This is a genomic window from Lentzea pudingi, assembly GCF_014646255.1.
GTDB lineage: Bacteria > Actinomycetota > Actinomycetes > Mycobacteriales > Pseudonocardiaceae > Lentzea > Lentzea pudingi.
In genome coordinates this window covers 111,490-131,746 of sequence record NZ_BMNC01000016.1, presented here as the reverse complement: position 1 = coordinate 131,746, position 20,257 = coordinate 111,490, and the positions used below count along the sequence as shown (strand labels likewise).

Below are 20,257 nucleotides of genomic sequence, written 5' to 3'. Positions count from 1 at the left end.
CTCTTCACAGTTACCGGCTAACGGCTGTTACAGCCTCTCGCAAAGCTTCCAACCGTGCAGCGGACGCGAGACCCCCGTGGTAGAGGTGGAACTCCTCCACACCGGCGTCGGCGTAGGCGAGCCACTCCTTCGACAACGCGGCACCGTCGGCCGGCTTCGGCGGCAACCCCAGCACGTACGCGGCGATCCGCGTGTCCGGAGCGGCGGCGCGAAGGGCCTCGATGCCGGGCACGGCGACGTCCGGGCCGGGCCAGCACATCGTCGTCAGCACGTCGACGTCGGCGCCGACTCCCCCGGCCACGGTCGCGAACGGGCCGGTGCCCCACGGATCGGCCGTCACGTGCATGCCGACCCGGACCGAGGGCGCGGCGGCACGGATCTCGCCGACCAGCCGCTGCCGCAACGACCGCACCACGCCGGTGCGCACGGCCTGAACGTCGTCCGCGAGCGCGCCCAACGCTTCCTCGACGCTGTGACTCTTCTTGGGCGCCCCGCGATCGACCCCGGCCCGGACCGCTTCACGCAGGGCATCCGGGTCGGCGTACAGGGCGGTGCAGGCGGAGCAGAAGCACAGCGACAACAGCTTCTGCTGCACCGCGTCCCAGTCCGTGCCGTCGGTCTTCTCGTGGTGCCCGCCGTGGAAGAACCCCAGCGGCCCGGCGGCCTCCAAGACGATCCCGTCCGGCGCGCCGAGCTCCAGCACCTCGGACACCAGCACCGACGTGTACTCGACGACGTCGGGCTGCGCGGTGCACAACGCGTACGGGTAGCGATCCCCGAACGCGTTCACCACGGTCACGTCCGGGTGCAGGTCGCCCAGCCGCGAGTTGTGCGTCAGCACGGTCCACGCGTACACGGGCAGCCCGGCGGCACGAACCAGGGCCGCCGCATCACCGAACGAGTCCGGACCGTCCACCCAGGACGGTTCGGCGGGCACCAGCCGGCCGTACTTCTCCGGGCGCACCGGCAGGTAGAACGCCGCGTGCCGCGCATCGACGAGACGATGCGACGGGTGGAGCGGCGTCGCGGCCCGCACGGTGTGGTACGACGCGGCCAGGGCGATCGCGCCGACCCCCAGGTCGCGGTACCGCGCGACGGCCTCGGGATCTCCGATCAGGTCCCACGGGTAGGCGTGGACAACCGACTTCACCACCGGGGACGCTTCCTCTCGTAGCTCGGGTCGAACTTCTGCATGTAGCCCGTGTCGTCGCGAGACGTGATGCCGCAACGGACGTAGTTCTCCGCCAGGCGTGCCAGCGCGTCACGGTCCAGCGACACACCGAGGCCAGGGCCCGAAGGCACCTGCAGAGCACCATCCACAAAGGACAGCACGCCCGGCTCCACGACCTCGTCGGCCGCGTTCCACGGGTAGTGCGTGTCGCAGGCGTAGTTCAGGTTCGGTGTCGCCGCGGCCAGGTGCGTCATCGCGGCCAGCGAGATGCCGAGGTGCGAGTTCGAGTGCATCGACAGGCCGATGCCGAACGTCTGGCAGATCATCCCCAGCTGACGTGACCGCTGCAGACCGCCCCAGTAGTGGTGGTCCGACAGCAAGACCTGCACGGCGTCCTGCTCGACCGACGGCCGCAGGTGCTCGAACGCGACCACGCACATGTTGGTGGCCAACGGCATCGGCGCCTTCGCGGCCACCTCCGCCATCCCGGGGATCTCCGGCGTCGGATCTTCCAGGTACTCCAGCACGCCGTCGAGCTCGGCCGCGACCTTCAGCGACGTCGCCGGCGACCAGGCCGCGTTCGGGTCGAGCCGCAGCGGGTGGTCCGGGAACGCCTCGCGCAGCGCCCGGATCGCGTCGATCTCCTGCTCCGGCGGGAAGACACCGCCCTTGAGCTTGATCGACCCGAACCCGTACCGCGAGATCATCTTCGTCGCCTGCGCGACGATGCCCGCGGGGTCGACCGCCTCGCCCCACTCGTCCGGCTCGGCGCCGGGGTGCCCGTCCCACTTGTAGAACAGGTAGGCGGAGTAGGGAACGGAGGAGCGAACGGCACCGCCCAGCAGGTCGTGCACCGGACGTCCGAGCGCCTTGCCCTGGATGTCCAGGCACGCCACCTCGAACGGCGAGTACACGCGGTCGACGGTGCTCTCCGCCGTGATCTTGCCGGTCAGGCCGTGCTTGTCCGGCCCCGCCTTGCCGCCGAGCACAGCGGCGACACGCGTGTGCATCTCGTTCAGCGCGAACACGTCGAGGCCGATCAAGGAGTCCACGACGGACCGCGAGCGCTCCAGGTGCCCGAGGTCGCCGTAGGTCTCCCCCAGCCCCGAGATGCCCTCGTCGGTGTGCACCTCGACGATCGTGCGCAACGCCCACGGCTCGTGCACGCCGGCCGAGTTGAGCAGCGGCGGGTCCCGGAACGCGATCGGTGTCAGGACAATCTCGGTGATCTTCATTCCGAACGCCCTCTCAGCTCAGCAGGGCCTTGCCCGCGGCGATGATCTCGTCCAGGGCGGCCAGGTGCTCGTCGGCCGGGTCCACCAGCGGCGGGCGCACGCCGCCGACATCGAGGCCGTTCGCGCGCACCGCGGCCTTCACCAGGGCCACCGCGTAGCCGGGCACCTGGTCCCGCAGCTCGACCAGGGGCTTGTAGAACTCGTACAGGTACCGGTTCACGAGCTTCGTGTCGCCGGACTGCACGGCGTTGTAGAAGCCGAGCGAGATCTCCGGCGCGAAGCAGAACACCGCCGACGAGTAGAGCTCGACGCCGATGGCCCGGTACGCGAGCTGCGTCATCTCCGCGGTCGGCAGGCCGTTGAAGAACTGGAACGGCTTGTCAACGTTGGCACGGACCGAGAGCACGACGCGCTGCATCTGGTCGAGGTCGCCGAGGCCGTCCTTCAGGCCGACGACGTTCGGGATCCGCGCCACCTCGACCGCGGTGTCCGGCGTGAACCGCGCGTTGTTGCGCTGGTACACGATGATCGGCAGTTCGGTGATGGCGGCGACCTCGGCCACGTACCGCACCAGACCGGCGGCCGGATTGGTCACCAGGTACGGCGGCAGCAGCAGGATGCCGTTGGCACCGGCGCGTTCCGCCGCCTGCACGAACTGCTTGGTCTGCGCGACCGAGCCGCCCGCGCCGGCGAACACCGGCACCTTGCCCGCGGTCGCCTCGACCGCGACCGCGACCACTCTCTCGAACTCGCCCAGCTCCAGCGCGTGGAACTCGCCGGTGCCGCAGGCCGCGAACACCGCGCCCGGCCCGGCGGAGACACCGTGCTTGACGTGCTCGGCGAGCACGTCGTACGCGACGTTCCCCTCGCTGTCGAACGGGGTCACCGGAAAGAACAGCACACCATCGAGTTGCATAACCAGACTCATCCCTTGATCGCTCCGGTGGTGATCCCACGCAGGAAGGACTTCTGCAGCGACAGGTACACGACCAGGCTCGGTACCAGCGCCAGCAACGCACCGGCCAGCACGATGCCCGTTCCGACCATGTCGTCGGACCGGAGCGCGAGAAGTGCGACCGTGAGCGTGTAATCGGAGGGGTCAGCGGCGACGATCAGGGGGAGCAGGTACTGCTCCCAAATCATGTTGAAGCCGAACACGGCGATGACGCCGAGGGCGGGCTTGCACAGCGGGAGGATGATCTGCGCGAAGAGGCGCAGCTCCCCGGCACCGTCCACTTTGGCCGCCTCCTCCAGTTCGTTGGGGATCTCCTTCATGAACTCCGTCATGACGAAGATGGAGAAACCCCAAGCCCCCAGCGGGAGGATGACGCCGAGCAGGGTGCCCTTCAGACTCACGTGCACCAGCGGTAGGTCTCCGATCACCAGCGAGAGCGGGATCGCGATGACCTCCTCCGGCAACATCATCGTGGCGAGGATGACCAACAGGGCGATGGCCTGACCGCGGAACTTCTTGCGCGCCAACGCGTACGCGGCGAAAACGCTCACCGACAGCTGCAACAGCAGCGCACCACCGGCGATGATCAACGAGTTCATCAGGTAGTGCCAGATCTGGTTCTCCGCCGCGACCTGGAAGTTGATCAGCGACGGGTTGGCCGGGATCACCGACAGCTTGGTCGGGTCCGGGTTGTGGTCGAACGCGCCGGAGAAGATGACCAGCAGCGGGCCGCAGAAAAGGATTACAGCGAGGGCGCTGAAAAGGAACCGGATGCCCTTGCTGACCCACGCGTCCGGACGGGCGGACCAGCCGATGGCGCTGTCGAAGCGGCTTGAGTTCACGGTGCTCATCGCGCTTCCCTTCTGCGGCGGTACCACTGCACGCTGACCGTCAGAATCAAGGTAACCAGGAACAACAGCACAGAACCAGCCGATGCGAGTCCGGCTTCGGACTGTTCGAACGCCGTGGTGTAGACGCGGGTCATCCAGACGTCGGTCGATCCGGCCGGACCACCTCCGGTGAGCACGTACACCTCGGTGAAGACGCGCAGGCCGCGGATCGCCGCCAGCGTCAGGAGGATCGTGATGACCGGGCGCAACGCGGGGAGCGTCACGTTCCAGATCCGTTGCGGCGTCGAGGCCCCGTCGATCGCGGCGGCCTCGTACTGCTGGCGGTCGATGCCGGCGAGCCCGGCGAGGATGAGCACCATGTCGTACGGCGCGTGCTTCCAGATGCCCACGAACATGACCGACACCAGCGAGGTGTCGGTGCTGTGGATGTACTCCCAGGGCCCGAGGCCGACCCACGAGATGAGCTCGTTGAGGAAGCCTTCCGGCGCCGGGTAGAAGAACAGCCGCCAGATCTCACCGATGACCGCGGTGGCCGCCACGACGGGCAGGAACACCGCGGACCGGACGAACCACAGCGACTTGGTGTGGCCTTCGAGCAGCAACGCGAGGAAGAAGCCGATCACCATCGCGCCGACCGTCTGACCGCCGGCCAGCACGAGGGTGTGCCAGCTGGCGGTCAGGAACTTCTCGTCCTGCAGGATCGTCGCGTAGTTCTTGAAACCGACGAAGATGTCCCCGAGAAAAGGCCGGACCTCGAACAACGAAAGCCGGATGCCCTCGGCCATCGGGATGAACTTGAAGACCAGGAAGATCAGCGCGGCGGGGAGCAGGAAGAGCCACGGCACGTAGGTGGCTCCCGTGAGGCGGCGCCGGCGGCGCCGCCTCACGGGGTGGGTTTCGACGGCACCGCCGCCACTAGCCGTCGAGCCCACGTCTCGGGTGTCGCCGAGTGATCGAACAGCGGTCACTTCGACGCCTTCTGGTTCTCGAGTTCCTTCTTGAGCGACTCCGCCAGCGCCTTCAGCTCGGCCGAGGAGTCAGCGGGGCACTTCGCGAAGATGGAGTTGAGGGTCTCCGAGGTCTTCTGCCGGAACGGCGCGAAGTTCGGGACGCTGGGGAACGGCCGCGCCTCGCTGGAGTACACGCCCGCCACCGTCGCCCAGCGCGGGTCCTTGTACGTCGCGTTGACGTCGACGGTCTTGTTGACGGGCAGGCGCACGACCGGCTGCGGGTCGCCCTTCATGCCGGCCTGCTGCGCCTCGGAGGTGATCAGGTACTCGGCGAGCTTCTTCTGGTCGGCGGTCTTCGCGGAGCCGGCCATCTGGTAGATGTTCTCGCCCTCACCGAGGACCGTGGCACCGGCCGGGCCCTTCGGCGACGCGATGACCTCGTACTTGTCCTTGCCGAGCGACTTGTCGAAGCGGCCGATCATGTACGGGCCGGTGAGGTAGATGCCGCTCTTGCCGGACTCGAACAGCGGGTGCGCGTCGTTCGTGCCGAGGGTCAGCGAGCCGGGCTGCATGACCTTGTCCTCGCAGAAGAGCTTGCGCAGCCGTTCGACGGCCCTGGTCGACTCCGGCGAGTCGATGCCGACGCGGAACTTGCCGTCGCCCTCGTCCTCGAGGATGTCGCCGCCGCCCTGCCAGATGTAGCTGGCCGCCCACCACCCGAGGTAGCCGCGGTCGGTCGTGCCCGGCACGAGCATGCCGTAGGTGTCGTTCTGCCCGTTGCCGTCGGGGTCGCCGGAGGTGAAGGCCTTCGCGAGGTCGTCGAGCTCCTCCCACGTGGTGGGGATCGGCTTGCCGAGCTTCTCGCGCCAGTCCTTGCGGACGAGCGTCACCATCGCCTGGGTGGAGTAGGGGATGGCGTAGAACTTGCCGTCCGCGCCCTTCCCGTTGTTCCACGCGCGGTCGACGACGTCGGCGCCGCCCGCGATGTCGTCGCGGTTGACCTCGGTCGTCCAGCCCTGCTTGACGAAGTTGCCGAGCGAGCCGGTGTCGGTGATGACGACGTCGGGGAGGTCCTTTGACGCGGCGCGCTGCTGCACCTGCTTGTCGAAGTCGTTGAAGATCGGCTTGTAGTCGACCTGCACGCCGGTCTTCTCGGTGAACGACTTGAAGATCTTCTCGTAGACCTTCGCGGTCGCCTCGGTGGAGCGGGTCCACACCTCCAGAGGCTTGTTCGGGTCCTTGCTCGACGTCGCCGTGCTGCCACTGCTGCCACAGCCCGCGAGCAGCGCGGCCACGCCCAGCGTGGCGAGTGTTGTGGCAGTTCTACGGCGCATCGTCGAAGCCCTTCGCGTTCAGATATATGAACCTGGGTCGTACTTGTGAACCTGGTGCAGGACTGTAAGAATCAGGACAGCAACGTGTCAAGGGCAAGTTGCTTACCTGTTTCGAGGAGGCCAGGTGGCGTCGCCGATCGACAAGGGCACAGCTCGTCCGGGCGCGGTGAAGTCAGCCGACCGCACGGTGGAGCTGCTCGAAGTGCTGTCCGCGTCAGACCGCAGACTGACGCTCACCGAGCTGCACCGCGAGCTCAGCTATCCGAAGTCCAGCCTCTACATGCTGTTGCAGACGCTGGTCGCGCGCGGCTGGGTGGAGGTCGACTCGGACCGGGGCACCTACGGCATCGGCGTGCGCGCGCTGCTCGTCGGTACGTCCTATTTGGACCACGACCCCGTGGTGCGGGCGGCCATCCGCGTGATGGAGCAGGTCCGCCAGGACATCAACGAGACCGTCCACCTTGCCCGTTTGGACGGCGGGGACGTCGTCTACCTGGCGAGCCGCGAGTCCGAGCACCATCTGCGCGTGGTGTCGCGCGTCGGCCGCCGGCTGCCCGCGCACTCCACGTCGCTGGGCAAGGCCGTGCTCTCGACGCGCACGCCGGAGGAGGTCGATCTGCTCCTCCCCGAGGTGCTGGCGCCGCTGACTCCCAACACCGTGGTCGAACGCCCCGCGCTGCACGAGCAGCTCGCTGGGTTCCGCAACGTCGGGTACGCCCACGAGCGCGAGGAGAACACTCCCGGCCTGGGTTGTTTCGCGGTGGCGCTGCCCTACCGCAACCCCGTTCTCGACGCCATGAGCTGCTCGGTCCCGCTGGGCAGGCTCACCCCGGAGCACGAGCGGCAGGTCATCTCCGCCCTGCTCGACGCCGCCAGGACCATCACCGAACTCCTCCGCCAGTTCGGTCGCTGAGTTCGTGCCGACACCTGTTCAAGATGGAAGGTTCCCACCCGTGACCGCACGCATCCTGATCACCGGCGCCGGTGGAGGGGTGGGAACGCTGATGCGTTCCCGTCTCGCCGCGGAAGGCCGCCTCCTGCGGCTGCTGGACATCGCGGAGCTCCCCGCGGCCGCCGACGGCGAGAACGTCGAGCTCGTCGAGGCGTCGGTGACCGACATGGCCGCGATGGAAGCGGCGTCGAAGGACGTCGACGCGGTGATCCACCTCGGTGGCCACAGCCTCGAGGAGTCGTGGGACAAGATCCTGCGCGTCAACATCGACGGCACGCACACGGTGCTGGAGGCCGCACGGCGCTCCGGCGTCCGCCGCGTGATCCTGGCCAGCTCGAACCACGCCGTCGGGTACCTCGAGCGCGCGGACGGCGAGGCCGGTGACTACGCGTTCCCCCGCCCGGACACCTACTACGGTGTGTCGAAGGTGGCGTTGGAGGCGCTCGGATCGCTGTACGCCGACCGCTACGGCATGGACGTGATCGCGATTCGCATCGGTTCGTGCTTCGAGAAGCCGAAGGACGTGCGGATGCTGTCGACGTGGATGTCGCCGGACGACGGCGCGCGCCTGTTCGAGGCGTGTCTTTCCGCCCCGTCACCGGGTTTCCGCGTGGTGTGGGGCGTTTCGGACAACAAGCGCGGCTGGTTCTCGCTCGACGAGGCCCGCGCTCTCGGTTACGAGCCGCAGGACGACTCCGAGGTGTACGCGGCCGCCGTGCTGGAGCAGCACGGCGAGCTCGACCCCTCGTCGCCCGCGGCGAGGTACGTGGGCGGGGTCTGGTGCGGCCCCGATTTCGACACGGCAGTCAAGGAGGCAGGGCGTTGAGCCACGGCGTGCAGGGCTACAACCCGCGGACCGGTGAGCCGTTCGGCGAACCGATCGCGAAGACCCCCGACAGCGAGGTGGACCGCATCGCGACCGCCGCGGCCATCGCGTTCTCGGCGTGGTCGGTCGTTCCGGCGGCGGATCGTGCCGTGGTGCTGGAGAAGGTGGCGGACGCGCTCGACGCCGAGTCGGCGTTGCTCGTCGAGACCGCCGACGGCGAGACGGCACTGGGCGTGCCGAGGCTGACGACCGAGCTCAAGCGCACGACGAACCAGCTGCGGCTGTTCGGCGAGGTGCTGCGCGAGGGCAGCTACGTCGAGGCCACTTTGGACACGGCGAATCCGGACATCATCCCACCTCGGCCGGTGCTGCGACGCGTGCTCCGTCCACTGGGGACGGTCGCGGTGTTCTCCGCGTCGAACTTCCCGTTCGCGTTCTCGGTGGCCGGTGGCGACACGGCGTCCGCGCTGGCGTCCGGGTGTTCCGTTGTGGTGAAGGCACATTCGGCGCACCCGTCGACGTCGCGCGAGACCGCGCGGGTCGTGATCGACGCGCTGCGTGAGGCCGGCGCGCCCGAGGGTGTCTTCGGGATCGTGTACGGCACCGAGTCCGGTGTCGCGCTGGTGAAGCACTCCGCGGTGCGCGCGGTCGGGTTCACCGGGTCCACCGGGGGCGGCCGGGCGCTGTTCGACCTGGCGCAGGGCCGGCCGGACCCGATCCCGTTCTACGGCGAGCTCGGCAGCGTGAACCCGACGGTGATCCTGCCCGGCGCGGCCACCCCGGACATCGCGGCCGGGTTCGCGCAGTCGCTGGTGATGGGCGTCGGGCAGTTCTGCACGAACCCCGGTCTGGTGTTCGCGCCGGAGTCGATCGTGCCCGCGCTGGGCGAGGCGGTCGCCGCGTCGTCGGGCGGCGCGATGCTGAACGAGCGGATGTGCGACTCCTACAAGGCGGGCACGGACGCGCTGGCGGCGTCGGACCTCGTCTCCGTCGTGTCGACGGGTACCCGCCCGGACGAGGCGTGGGCCGTGGCCCCGCTGCTGTTCAGCACGTCGGTGAAGGTGTTCGAGGAGAACCTCGAGAAGCTGACCGAGGAGCACTTCGGCCCGGCCGCGCTGGTCGTGACGTACTCGTCGCCGGCGGAGCTGCACTCGGTGCTGGCGAAGCTGCCGGGCACGCTGACCGGCACGGTGCACGCGGCCGAGTCGGACCACGCGGAGGCCGGTGAGGTCGCCGAGGTCCTGCGCCGCGTGGCGGGCCGGATCATCTTCAACGCCTGGCCGACCGGTGTCGCCGTGGCGTGGGGACAGCACCACGGTGGCCCGTGGCCGTCGACGACGAACCCGCTGCACACGTCCGTGGGTGCCACGTCGATCCGCCGCTGGATCGCGCCGGTGACGTACCAGTCGTGGCCGGACGCGTTGCTGCCCGCGGAGTTGCAGGACGCGAACCCGCTCGGCATCCCGCGCCGGATCGACGGAGTGCTGGGCGTGCACTGAGAGTTCTCGTGACGAGCGGGGCCGCTGACGTGATGTCGGCGGCCCCGTTCTTCGTCAGGCGACTTGGGCGGCGATGACCTTGGCGCACTCGACCGACTCGGCCTTCGCGGTGTCGACCTCGACGTCGTAGCTCATCCCGCGGTGCACCAGGTCGGCCTGCGCCTCGGCCATCCCGGCGATCCGGTCGCCACGGGCGAGTTCCCGGCCCGCGGCGACTTCGGCGTCGCACCGCACCCCGACCCACAGCACGGCGAGCCCGTCCAGCGCCCTCTCCCACCGCTGCCGCGACTCGGCCCCGCCGAGGAACACGTCGTCCACGATCACCCGTGCCCCGGCGCGCACCATCGCGGCGACGCCGGCCATCCACGCGTCCTCGAGCAGCTGGAACTCAGGCCCGACGCTGACGTCGCCGTCGGTGAAGCCGATCCCTTCGGACCCGAGCCGCAGCCGGGCGGGCATCACGTCGATCAGCGTGTCGACGCCTATCGCCAGCCACGCCTGCGGCAGCACCGCCTGCAGGCACCGGGCGATGCCCGACTTGCCGGAGCTGGACCCGCCGTTGAGGACGATCACCTGAGCGCTAGACGACACGCTCCGACCGTACCCACGCGCGCCGTTCCTGAAGCAACTCGCGCTGGTAGCCGAGGAAGTCGACCTCGAACGTGTGCCGCTTCGACCTCACGTACCTGCGCCGCAGCTTCTCCCGGTACGAGGTGATCTCCGCCTTCATCTCCGGGACCGGGGGCAGCGCGCCGCGCCCGGAGACCAGGTCCGCGATCCACTCGGCCTGGGCCTCGGCCAGCGGCATGATCGCCCCCAGGGGCTGGATCAGGCCGAGGAAGTACAGCCCGGGATGCGCCGGGTCCACGACCCGCCGGTACAGCGACACCTCGTTGTCCTCGGACGACACCGCCGGGAACTCCGCCGGATCCAGAAACGGGAATTCCACCTTGTAACCGGTGCAGTAGACGATGACGTCGACGTGTTCGCGGGACCCGTCCGCGAACACGACACCGGACCCGTCGAGCCGTTCGACGTTCGGTTTCACGGTGATGTCGCCGTGCCCGAGCCGCGTCAGCAGGTCGTCGGACACCGTCGGATGCGCGGCGAGGATGGCGTGCCCCGGTTCCGGCAGGCCGTAGCCGGTGAGCTTGCCGCGGGCCAGCCGCAGCATCACCCGCAGCGACAACGCCTGCAGCCACGCGGGCGCGAAGCGGGCGAGCGGTGAGGTCGTCAGGTGGTCGGTCGGCATGCCGAAGAGGTACTTGGGCATGATGTGCGCGCCTCGGCGCATCGCGAGGAACGTCCGCGCCGAGACGCGGGACGACTCGACGGCGATGTCGCAGGCGGAGTTGCCGATGCCGAGGACCAGCACCTTCTTGTCGGCGAACCGCTCGGGCGTCTTGTAGAAGTGCGCGTGCAGCTGTTCGCCGTCGAACGAGCCGGGGAACGCGGGCTCGGGCAGCCGCGGCGACCAGTGGTGCCCGTTCGCGACGATCACCGACCGGTAGACGTGCGACGTCTCCTCGCCCGTGTCGCGGTCGCGCGTCGTCACGGAGTACCCGCCCGGCGCGACGGACACGGAGGTGACCTCGGTCCGGAACCGGATGCGGTCGCGGAACCCGTGGTGCTTCACGAAGTCGTCGAAGTACTCGGCGATCTGGAAGTGCGACGGGTACGCGGGCAGGTGGGACGGCATCGGGAAGGACTTGAACTCCATCATCTGCCGCGAGGTGTTGATGTGCAGCGACCGGTAGGCCGAGGACATCCCGTTGTCGTTGAGGTAGCGCCAGTTGCCGCCGATCTCCGACCCGGTCTCGAAGCAGTCGAACTCGATGCCGCGGGCGCCGAGCACCTGACATGCGGCGATGCCGGACGACCCCGCCCCGATGACGCACACGCGCTCCATGCGCTGAAGTATTTTCACGTTAAGGGCGGCTGTCAATCGGCTTCGACCTGGAACGCCCGCTGGGTGGAACGGGGTGCGGCTGACCGGCCAGGCCCCATACGTTGTGCCCCATGCGAAGTCTTCTCGTGGCAGTCACGTCCGTACTGGCGTTCGCGGTCTCCACCGGCACGGCGGCGGGCGCGCCGCTGCCGTCCCCGGAGATCTTCGCGACGAACAACACCGCGATCATCACCGACCCCGCCGACCCCCGGCTGCGGGACCGGCTGGTGCGGTTCGACCGCGAGGTGCGCGGGATCGTGCGCGCCAACGGCGGCCACACGACCCGGTCGACGTTGCTCGACGGTGTCTTCTACTCGAGCGACCTGCGGCAGACGACGTTCGAGCGCTCCCGCAAGTTCGACGTCACCTTGAACGCCGAAAGCCTGCGCCACACCGCGTCCACGATCGCCAAGCAGTTCCGGCAGGAGGCGGTGCTCACGTTCCGCTTCCTCCCCGCGAACTCGCCCGCGGTCGACGCCGTGCAGGTCGAGGTCGACGGCATCACCGCCCAGCAGGTCCGCACCGGCCTGCTCAACGACGCGGTGGCGCGCGAGAAGCTCGGTGGCGGCAGCGTCACGTTGCAGGGCAAGGCGATCCTCATCGCGTCCGTCGGCGACCTGCCGACCGTGCGCGCGTTCGTCACCGGCATCGGCGGCGACCTGCGCAAGGCGAAGGTGCGCAAGGGGACGTGGGAGTTCGTTGGCGCGCAATAAACTCCTTTGTGGAGCACGGTGAACGCCGCCTAACCTCGTGGCATGGCAGCAACCGTGGTCCGCGGCCAGAACGTGGACATCCGACTGTGGACTCGACCGGACGAGGTCGAGGAGTTCGCCATGCGGCAGTTGCAGAACATCTCTTCGCTGCCGTGGGCGTTCAAGCACATCGCCGTCATGCCCGACGTGCACTACGGCAAGGGCGCCACGGTGGGTTCGGTGATCGCGTTGCGCGACGCCGTCTCCCCCGCGGCCGTCGGCGTGGACATCGGCTGCGGCATGACCGCCGTGCGCACCTCGCTCACGGCCAGCGACCTGCCGGCGACGCTGCGCGGGCTGCGGTCCCGCATGGAAGCCGTGGTCCCCGTCGGTTTCGGTCAGCACAAGGCGACCGCGTTCACCGAGAGGGACGCGTCCGACTGGGGCACGTTCTGGAGGAAGTTCGACGACCTCACGCCCGTCGTGAAGGCGCGCGCCGACAAGGCGATGCACCAGATGGGCACACTCGGGGGCGGCAACCACTTCCTCGAGGTCTGCCTGGACAGCGACCAGCGGGTGTGGGTCATGCTGCACTCCGGGTCGCGTGGCATCGGCAACGAGCTGGCGCAGCACCACATCGCGGTGGCGCGCACGCTCGCGCACAACGCCGAGCTGCCGGACCCGGACCTCGCCGTGTTCCTCTCGGGCACGCCCGAGATGGCGTCGTACCGTCACGACTTGTACTGGGCCCAGGACTACGCGCGACGCAACCGCGCGGTCATGCTGCGCCTGGTCTGCGACGTGCTGCGCGTGGAGTTCCCGCAGATCGCGTTCGAGGAGCCGATCTCGGCGCACCACAACTACGTCTCCGAGGAGAACCACTTCGGCGAGGACGTGCTGGTGACGCGCAAGGGCGCGATCCGCGCGGGTCGTGGCGAGCTGGGCATCATCCCGGGTTCCATGGGCACCGGTTCGTACATCGTGCGCGGGCTCGGGAACCCCGACTCGTTCGAGTCGGCGTCGCACGGCGCCGGCCGGAGGATGTCGCGCAACAAGGCCCGCAAGACGTTCACGACGCAGGATCTCGCCGCCCAGACAAGTGGTGTCGAGTGCCGCAAGGACTCCGGTGTCGTGGACGAGATTCCGGGCGCCTACAAGGACATCGACACCGTGATGGCGAACCAGTCCGACCTGGTCGAGGTGGTCGCCAAGCTCAAGCAGGTGGTTTGTATCAAGGGTTGATGTTTCCCTTGTGAGTGAACGGGAAAGCCTCCCGGACAGCCAGAGAGTTTGCCTGTCTTGGAGGTTTTTCCATGTCAACGGGCGCCATCATCGGCGTTGTGGTCGCGGTTCTCGTGGTGCTGGCGGTCCTCGTGCTCGTCTTGAGGCCGGCCATGCAGCGCAAGAAGCTGCGCGACCGCTTCGGCCCTGAATACGACCGCGCGGTCACGGACAGCGAGAGCAGAACGGCCGCAGAGAAGGAGCTCGCCGAGCGCGAGCACCGCCACAGCGAGTTCGACCTGAAGCCGCTTTCCCAGACGGCGCAGGACAGTTACCGCCGGCACTGGGCGAACGTGCAGGCGAAGTTCGTCGACTCGCCGGAGAGCGCCATCGCCGACGCCGACCGCCTCGTGACCGATCTGATGGCCGAGCGCGGATACCCCACCGAGGGTTACGAGGCGCAGCTGAGCGTTCTGTCCGTCGAGCACGCGAAGACGCTCGAGCACTACCGCAAGGCGCACGACATCTCGGAGCGCCAGGAGATCGGCGAGGCGAGCACCGAGGACCTGCGCACCGCGATGGTGCACTACCGCGAGTTGTTCACCGATCTGCTCGAACACGGTTCGGCAGGCAAGGACACCAGGGAAACCGTGCGGAAGGAGAAGACCGATGTCTGAGACACCGACTCACGCCGCTGGGGTTCCCACTCCGGCCCGGCCGCAGCAGACCCCGCAGCACACCGAACGCATGCCGCAGCAGTCGCAGCGAACGGACGAGGCGCAGCGTTCCGACTCTCAGCGGGCCGACGCCCAGCGTGTTGAGGCACAGCGGGTCGAGGCCCAGCGGACCGAAGCGCAGCGCACTGAAGCCCAGCGTGGTGACGGCCAGCATGCCGACGCACAGCGGACTGACGGTCAGCGTGCGGAAGCCCAGCGCACGGATGCTCAGCGCACTGACGGTCAGCGGGCTGAGCACCAGCGTTCCGACCACCAGCGTTCCGACCACCGCGGCTCCGACTCGGAGCGCACCGGCCACCAGCCGATCGGCAAGCTCGAGGACGAGTGGCAGGCCGTGCAGTACGAGTTCGTCGACGATCCGAAGGCCGCCGTCCGCAAGGCGGACGACCTCGTGACGCGCGCGATCGAGGAACTGAACACCAGGCACCGCTCCCTCACCAAGCAGCTCGAGGGAAACAGTGATCCACAGACCGAGGACCTGCGACTGGCTCTCCACCGCTATCGGGAACTCTTCAAGTCGCTGGTCGCCGTCAAATAACTGCTGGAAGCCCCGGCGCCGCGGCCGTAACAGGTGGCGGCGCCGGCAGGCGTGTCCGGATCAGCTGGGCAGTTCGCGGATCTCCATCTCGAGGACGTCGATCTCGTCGCTGATGGCCTCGTCCAGCATGTCGTCCAACAACTTGCGGCACTCCGCCGATCCGCATCGCGGCAGTCCCGCGCCGAACCTCGGCACCTGCTCCCACCACACCGCGGGGTTGTTCCAGAACGAGCCGGAACCCTGGTCGACACCTTCGAGGCAGCGCAGCCTCTGGTCGCTCGCCGGAAGGGCTCGCACGAACTCGACGAACAACGCCAGCGCATCGGGATTGCTCACCGGGACCGCGCCGTAGCCGCGCAGACAGTCCTCGAGCTCTGCGAGGAACTCCGCCTTGAAGGACACGGCACACCCCCGCTCCACCGCACCGTTGCGGACGTCCTGAAGTTCGTGCCAACAACAGTACCTCCGCGACTCCGGCGGGAAACGAGTGCGAACGGGCGGTATCTTCCTGTCCCCGCACGAGGTTCGGTGACCCGCAGTCACTTCACCCGCTGGACATGTTGCCTCGCGGAAGAGGTGGCTGGATGCCAGGAAACCGTTGTCCGGCTTGACGATCTGCCCCACGACCAGCCTGCCGGCCGGATGCGCCTCCCGCGCGGGCGCGGCCGAACGTCAGCCTCCCGGACGCGCCTGGGAAGTCACGCAAAGTGCGCAGGCGCGCGGAACGCGTCCGTTGGGGCCCGAAGGAATGCCCTGCGCGTGCTGGAGAACTGTTGCTCCGACCCGGGAATCGTTTGGTGTCTTCCAGATCTGCGAGCCCGGCTGGCGACAGGCGATGCGTCCGTCCATCTTGGACACGAGTGCGGCGTCGGGCGAACCGGGTCAGCGGTCGGCGTGCAGCCTCGCGACGAAGCTGAACCGATCACCCCGGTAGAGCGACCGGGCGCGTTCGATCGGGTGCCCGTCGACGTCGTAGGAGACGCGGTGCAGCAACAGCATGGGCAGTGCCGGGTTCGTGCCGATCAGCAACGCCTCGCGCGGCGTGGCGAGCACCGTCTCGACGCGCTCCTCGGCCTCGGCGAAACGCACGCCGAGACGTTCGGTGAGGCACGCGTAGAGCGATCCGGCGGGGTCGAGCTTCTCCAGCAGGTCCGGGAAGCGGCCGAGGCTCAGGTACGTCGACTCGAGACCGATGCGTTCGTCGTCGGCGAGCAGGACGCGTTCGAGGTGCACGATCGGGTCGCCGGGTTCGAGCACCAGGTCGCGGGCCAGGCCCTCGTCGGCGCCGAGCTCCTCGACCGTGATCACCGTGCGGTTCGGCTCGACGCCCTGCCTTCGCATGCCCTCGGTGTAGCTGACCAGCGACAACGGCTGGACGAGCTTCGGCGGGGCGACGAACGTGCCGCTGCCCTGGCGACGGAGGAGCTTGCCTTCGAGCACGAGCTCGCTGACGGCCTGGCGGAGCGTGACGCGCGACACGGAGAACCGTTCGGCGAGTTCGCGTTCGGACGGCAGGACGGTGCCTTCGCCGAGGTTCTCGACCAGGTCGAACAGCTCGGCCTTGACCGCGTAGTAGCGCGGGACTCGGCCGTGTTCTGGGATGCCCGCGCGAACGGGTCGATCAGCGCGGTGCGGCGGGACGCGGTTCACGTGGCGTGAGCCTACGTCACGCCGCGTGTGATCACGGGGCCAGCTTCGGCGGGTCGGGGATCTTGTAGCCGGAAGATCCGATGTTCTGCTCCAGCGACTTGCGCCAGGCGCCCGTGTCGATCATCTTCTGCATCGCGGCCTGGACCTTGGCCTTGCTGCCCGGGTCGTCGCGGTGCAGGCCGACGCCGTACTCCTCCTTGCTGAACGGGTCGCCGACGACCCGCAGCAGTTCGGGGTTCTGGGCGGCGTACCCCGCGAGCAGCACGTCGTCGGTGGTGACGGCGTCGACGTTCTCCGCGAGCAGCGCCGTGACGCAGTCGCTGAACTTGGCGTACTCGACCATCTTCACGTCCTTCGCGAACTGGTCGCGGACGTACTCGGCGGACGTGGAGCCGGCGGTGGAGCACAGGCGAAGGTTGGCGTTGAGCGACTTCGGGCCGTCGATGCGGCTCTCGTTCATGCGCACCAGCAGGTCCTGGCCGGCGACGAAGTACGGGCCGACGAAGTCGACGATCTGCTTGCGCTTGTCCGTGATCGAGTAGGTGGAGACGACCATGTCGGCCTCACCGCTGGTCAGGAGCGTCTCCCGGTTGCCCGGCTGCGCTTCCTTCCAGGTGATGTCCTGCTCGGCGATGCCCAGTTCGTTCGCGATGTACTTGGCGACGTCGACGTCGAACCCGCGGTAGCTGCCGTCGAGCCTGCGCACGGACAGTCCCGGCTGGTCGTACGACACGGCGATGACCATGCGGTCGCTCGAACTGACCTTGGCTGCCATGCCCGACCCGCCGCCACCCGCACACGAGGCGAGCAGGAGCACGGCCGCACATGTTGCCGCGACCAGGCGGAGAAGTGCTCTCGGCGTCATTCAGTCCCTCTTACAGCGGTCATCCACCACAGCGTTATTCCACGGGCATGCGCCTGCCCATGATGGTCGGCGATGCCCGGTGATGCCGGAAACCTAAGCGGCGAAAGGACGCATGTCCATACTTCTACGCGAATGAAACATCGGAATCGTTGCGGTAACTCACCAGTCCGGCGGTCACCGCAGACGGCGTGGACCGGCGTCGTGCAGGGACGGAGGCGGGCCGATGACGATGCGGGCGCTGCTCACGAAAGCCCCTGCGGCAGAAGCAAGAACGGGTTCGAGCTTGAGCGAGCGCACCTCCGGAAGGTCCTCGGCCAGTGCCGCCAAACGGAGTACCAGTTCCTGAAGTGCTTTCAGGTCCGCAGGTTCGTCGCCCCGGTATCCGGTGAGCAGGGGCGCCGCTTTCGGCGCGGCAACGAGTTCCGCCGCGTCGGTGTCGGTGAGGGGTACCGCCCGGTAGGCCCGGTCGCCGAGGAGGTCGCTGACGAGTCCCGACAGTCCGAACCAGACCAGCGTGCCGAAGCTCGGGTCGTCCTGCAGGCCCAGCACGCAGCTGACTCCCTTGGGCGCCATGCGTTGCACGTACACGCCCGGTTTGCCGGAGAGCGCGGCGAGGTCGTGGTAGGCGGCCTTGACCGATTCGCGCTGGGCGATGTCGAGGCGGACGCCGACGAGGTCGGTGCGGTGGCGCAGGCGTTCGCTGGTGGCCTTCATCGCGACGGGGTAGCCGAGTTCGTCCGCCGCCTCGACGGCCTCCTCCGCACTGTGGGCGATGCGGAACGGGACGACGTCGATGCCGTAGCACTCCAGCAGTTCGACGGCCGAGCGGTCGTCGAGGCGGACCTCGCTCGCCACGTTGTCCACAATGGACCTCGCCCGGTCGAGGTCGATGCCCTCCGGCCGCACGAAGGTGCCCTTCGCAGCGGCGCGCCAGCGGGCGTAGCGGACGGCGCGGGCCAGGGCGAGCACAGCGCGTTCGGGACTGGCGTAGCTGGGAATGGAGCCCTTCCCGGGCATCTTCAGCTCGTCCGGGATGCCCTCGACCGCGAGGAACGTGGAGACGATCGGTTTCGTGCGGTGCGCGCCCTCCTTGAGCGCGCGGGCGTACGCGGCGCCGGGGACCGCGATCGGAGGCACGAACACGACGACGAGGGCGTCGGTGTCGTCGCGGTCCAAGGCCTGCTGGACGGCCTTCGCGAACTCCTCCGGGGTGGCCTGGGCGCCGACGTCCACGGGGTCGCACGCGAGGTCCAGGTCCTGGGCCAGCAGGGTGTCGGCGGCGAGCAGGCCGATCGCGGTGGAGTTGCCGACGACCGCGACGCGCTTGCCCTGGGGCAGCGGCTGGTGGGCGAGCAGGAGCGCGGTGTCGAACAACTGGGCCAGCGAGTCGACCCGGATCACCCCGGCCTGCTCGAACAGGGCCTGGACGCTCGCCTCGTCGACCTTCGCGCCGGTGGCGGCGAGGCCGGGGACGACGGCGTGGCGGCCGGACTTCACGGCGACGATGGGCTTGGTGCGGCCGAGCCTTCTCGCGAGCCGCGCGAACTTGCGCGGGTTGCCGAAAGACTCCAGGTAGAGCAGGACGACGTCCGTGGCCGGGTCGGTCTCCCAGTACTGCAGCATGTCGTTGCCGGAGACGTCGGCGCGGTTGCCGGCCGAGACGAACGTGGACAGGCCGAGGCCCCAGCCGGCCGCGTTGGCGAGGATGGCCGTGCCGAGGGCGCCGGACTGGCAGAAGAAGCCCGCACGGCCCCGTTGCGGCAGCTTGGGGGCGAGGCTCGCGTTGAGGCGGACCTTCGGGTCGAGGTTGAGCACGCCCAGTGCGTTGGGACCGACGACGCGCATGCCGTGCGCTCTCGCCTCCGCCGCGAGTCTGCGTTCGGCCGACAGCCCGTCAGGTCCCGTCTCGCCGTAGCCCGAGCTGACGACGACGAGCGCCTTCACACCCTTGGCGAGGCACCCGTCCATGACCTCGTCGACGCTGGCCGCGGGCACGGCGACGACGGCGAGGTCGACGTCGTCGGGGATGTCGAGCACGGTCGGGTAGGCCCGGACTCCCCGGACGGCCCGGTGCTCGGCGTTGACGGGGTAGACGGGCCCGTTGAAGTCGGCTTCGAGGAGGTTCTTGAGGACCGCGTGCCCGATCTTGGTCGGGTCGGTGGACGCGCCGATGACCGCCACCGACCTAGGGTGCAGCAGGTTGTGCACGCTGCGGGCCTCGGCGGCCTGCTCGCGGGCCCTGGCGACGGCGACGGACTCGTCCGTGGGGTCGATCGCGAACTCCAGGTGCAGCACGCCGTCCTCGAACGCCCTGCTGACCTGGTAGCCGGCGTCGCGGAACACCCGGACCATCTGCCCGTTCTCGGCGAGCACCTCGGCCTCGAACCGCGCCAGCCCGACCTCCCTGGCCGCGGCGGCGAGGTGTTCGAGCAGGATGCTGCCCAGCCCGCGCCCCTGGTGCCCGTCCTCGACGACGAACGCCACCTCCGCGCTGTCCCCCCGATGCCCCTCGCCGAGGAGCCGGTCGAACCGGCCGACCGCGACGATCTCGTCGCCGAGGACTGCGATGAGCGCGACCCGGTCTTGGTGGTCGACGGTGCTGAAGCGCTCGAGGTCGCGCTGGGGGATCCGCGGGTACGGCCCGAAGTACCGGAAGTACCGCGTCCGTTCCGACAGCCGCCCGTGGAACTCCCGCAGCTCGTCGGCGTCGTCCGGCGTGATCGGGCGCAGGTGGACGGTGCCGCCGTCGCTCAGGACGACGTCGGCCTCCCAGCTCCTCGGGAAGTCGAACGGATCCCTTTGCGTGGTGTTTCCGACGGTGTCCGTCACTTCT

The 20,257-nt window shown here is 68.8% G+C and carries 19 protein-coding genes; 7 read left to right on the top strand and 12 right to left on the bottom strand.

The annotated features are described in order from the left end of the window. Positions 1-10: 10 nt before the first annotated feature. From IEY88_RS36335 to IEY88_RS36310, 6 genes are read right to left on the bottom strand one after another with little or no spacing between them, the layout of a single operon-like run. Positions 11-1,150 (bottom strand): hypothetical protein, encoded by a 1,140-nt coding sequence (locus tag IEY88_RS36335; RefSeq protein WP_229694084.1) that lies wholly within the window; start codon positions 1,148-1,150, stop codon positions 11-13. Beyond that, positions 1,147-2,406, bottom strand: coding sequence for a glucarate dehydratase family protein (locus IEY88_RS36330; RefSeq protein ID WP_189159449.1), 1,260 nt, complete (start codon positions 2,404-2,406; stop codon positions 1,147-1,149). Before IEY88_RS36330 ends, IEY88_RS36335 begins: the two co-directional genes overlap by 4 nt. Positions 2,407-2,419: 13 nt before the next feature. Then, positions 2,420-3,322, bottom strand: coding sequence for a 5-dehydro-4-deoxyglucarate dehydratase (locus IEY88_RS36325; RefSeq protein ID WP_189159448.1), 903 nt, complete (start codon positions 3,320-3,322; stop codon positions 2,420-2,422). A gap of 8 nt (positions 3,323-3,330) precedes the next feature. Continuing rightward, positions 3,331-4,212 (bottom strand): carbohydrate ABC transporter permease, encoded by an 882-nt coding sequence (locus IEY88_RS36320; protein ID WP_189159447.1) that lies wholly within the window; start codon positions 4,210-4,212, stop codon positions 3,331-3,333. Next, positions 4,209-5,180, bottom strand: a complete 972-nt coding sequence (locus tag IEY88_RS36315; protein ID WP_229694083.1) for a carbohydrate ABC transporter permease — start codon at positions 5,178-5,180, stop codon at positions 4,209-4,211. Before IEY88_RS36315 ends, IEY88_RS36320 begins: the two co-directional genes overlap by 4 nt. After that, positions 5,177-6,496, bottom strand: a complete 1,320-nt coding sequence (locus tag IEY88_RS36310) for a sugar ABC transporter substrate-binding protein (protein WP_189159446.1) — start codon at positions 6,494-6,496, stop codon at positions 5,177-5,179. The genes IEY88_RS36315 and IEY88_RS36310 overlap by 4 nt, the downstream gene beginning before the upstream one ends. Before the next feature lie 124 nt (positions 6,497-6,620). On the opposite strand from IEY88_RS36310, the gene IEY88_RS36305 reads away from it, so the two are divergent. From IEY88_RS36305 to IEY88_RS36295, 3 genes are read left to right on the top strand one after another with little or no spacing between them, the layout of a single operon-like run. Further along, entirely contained in the window at positions 6,621-7,409 is a 789-nt protein-coding gene (locus tag IEY88_RS36305) for an IclR family transcriptional regulator (protein WP_229694082.1), read from the top strand. Positions 7,410-7,449: 40 nt separating this feature from the next. Beyond that, positions 7,450-8,274, top strand: a complete 825-nt coding sequence (locus IEY88_RS36300; protein WP_189159445.1) for an NAD-dependent epimerase/dehydratase family protein — start codon at positions 7,450-7,452, stop codon at positions 8,272-8,274. Continuing rightward, the gene (locus IEY88_RS36295) at positions 8,271-9,773 is read left to right on the top strand and encodes an aldehyde dehydrogenase (NADP(+)) (RefSeq protein WP_189159444.1); all 1,503 of its coding nucleotides are present in this window, start codon (positions 8,271-8,273) and stop codon (positions 9,771-9,773) included. Before IEY88_RS36300 ends, IEY88_RS36295 begins: the two co-directional genes overlap by 4 nt. Positions 9,774-9,827: 54 nt before the next feature. Here the strand turns inward: IEY88_RS36295 and cpt are convergent, their stop codons facing one another. Then, positions 9,828-10,364 (bottom strand): chloramphenicol phosphotransferase CPT, encoded by a 537-nt coding sequence (gene cpt / locus IEY88_RS36290; protein ID WP_229694081.1) that lies wholly within the window; start codon positions 10,362-10,364, stop codon positions 9,828-9,830. After that, positions 10,354-11,682: an NAD(P)-binding domain-containing protein gene (locus IEY88_RS36285; RefSeq protein ID WP_189159443.1), complete on the bottom strand. Its 1,329-nt coding sequence runs from the start codon at positions 11,680-11,682 to the stop codon at positions 10,354-10,356. The genes cpt and IEY88_RS36285 overlap by 11 nt, the downstream gene beginning before the upstream one ends. 110 nt (positions 11,683-11,792) lie before the next feature. Here IEY88_RS36285 and IEY88_RS36280 point away from each other — a divergent pair, with 110 nt between their 5' ends. From IEY88_RS36280 to IEY88_RS36265, 4 genes are all read left to right on the top strand, one after another. Next, positions 11,793-12,434 (top strand): hypothetical protein, encoded by a 642-nt coding sequence (locus IEY88_RS36280; RefSeq protein ID WP_189159442.1) that lies wholly within the window; start codon positions 11,793-11,795, stop codon positions 12,432-12,434. A gap of 42 nt (positions 12,435-12,476) precedes the next feature. Then, positions 12,477-13,655: an RtcB family protein gene (locus IEY88_RS36275; RefSeq protein ID WP_189159441.1), complete on the top strand. Its 1,179-nt coding sequence runs from the start codon at positions 12,477-12,479 to the stop codon at positions 13,653-13,655. Positions 13,656-13,726: 71 nt separating this feature from the next. Beyond that, positions 13,727-14,311: a hypothetical protein gene (locus IEY88_RS36270; protein WP_189159440.1), complete on the top strand. Its 585-nt coding sequence runs from the start codon at positions 13,727-13,729 to the stop codon at positions 14,309-14,311. Then, positions 14,304-14,909, top strand: coding sequence for a hypothetical protein (locus IEY88_RS36265; protein ID WP_189159439.1), 606 nt, complete (start codon positions 14,304-14,306; stop codon positions 14,907-14,909). The genes IEY88_RS36270 and IEY88_RS36265 overlap by 8 nt, the downstream gene beginning before the upstream one ends. A gap of 60 nt (positions 14,910-14,969) precedes the next feature. Here the strand turns inward: IEY88_RS36265 and IEY88_RS36260 are convergent, their stop codons facing one another. From IEY88_RS36260 to IEY88_RS36245, 4 genes are all read right to left on the bottom strand, one after another. Beyond that, entirely contained in the window at positions 14,970-15,311 is a 342-nt protein-coding gene (locus IEY88_RS36260; RefSeq protein WP_189159438.1) for a hypothetical protein, read from the bottom strand. Between the two features lie 480 nt (positions 15,312-15,791). Next, on the bottom strand, positions 15,792-16,559 hold the full coding sequence (locus tag IEY88_RS36255; RefSeq protein ID WP_189159437.1) for a GntR family transcriptional regulator: 768 nt from the start codon (positions 16,557-16,559) through the stop codon (positions 15,792-15,794). Positions 16,560-16,590: 31 nt separating this feature from the next. After that, positions 16,591-17,424: a glutamate ABC transporter substrate-binding protein gene (locus tag IEY88_RS36250; protein ID WP_189159436.1), complete on the bottom strand. Its 834-nt coding sequence runs from the start codon at positions 17,422-17,424 to the stop codon at positions 16,591-16,593. Between the two features lie 174 nt (positions 17,425-17,598). Further along, positions 17,599-20,253, bottom strand: coding sequence for a bifunctional acetate--CoA ligase family protein/GNAT family N-acetyltransferase (locus IEY88_RS36245; RefSeq protein ID WP_189159435.1), 2,655 nt, complete (start codon positions 20,251-20,253; stop codon positions 17,599-17,601). Positions 20,254-20,257: the final 4 nt, after the last annotated feature.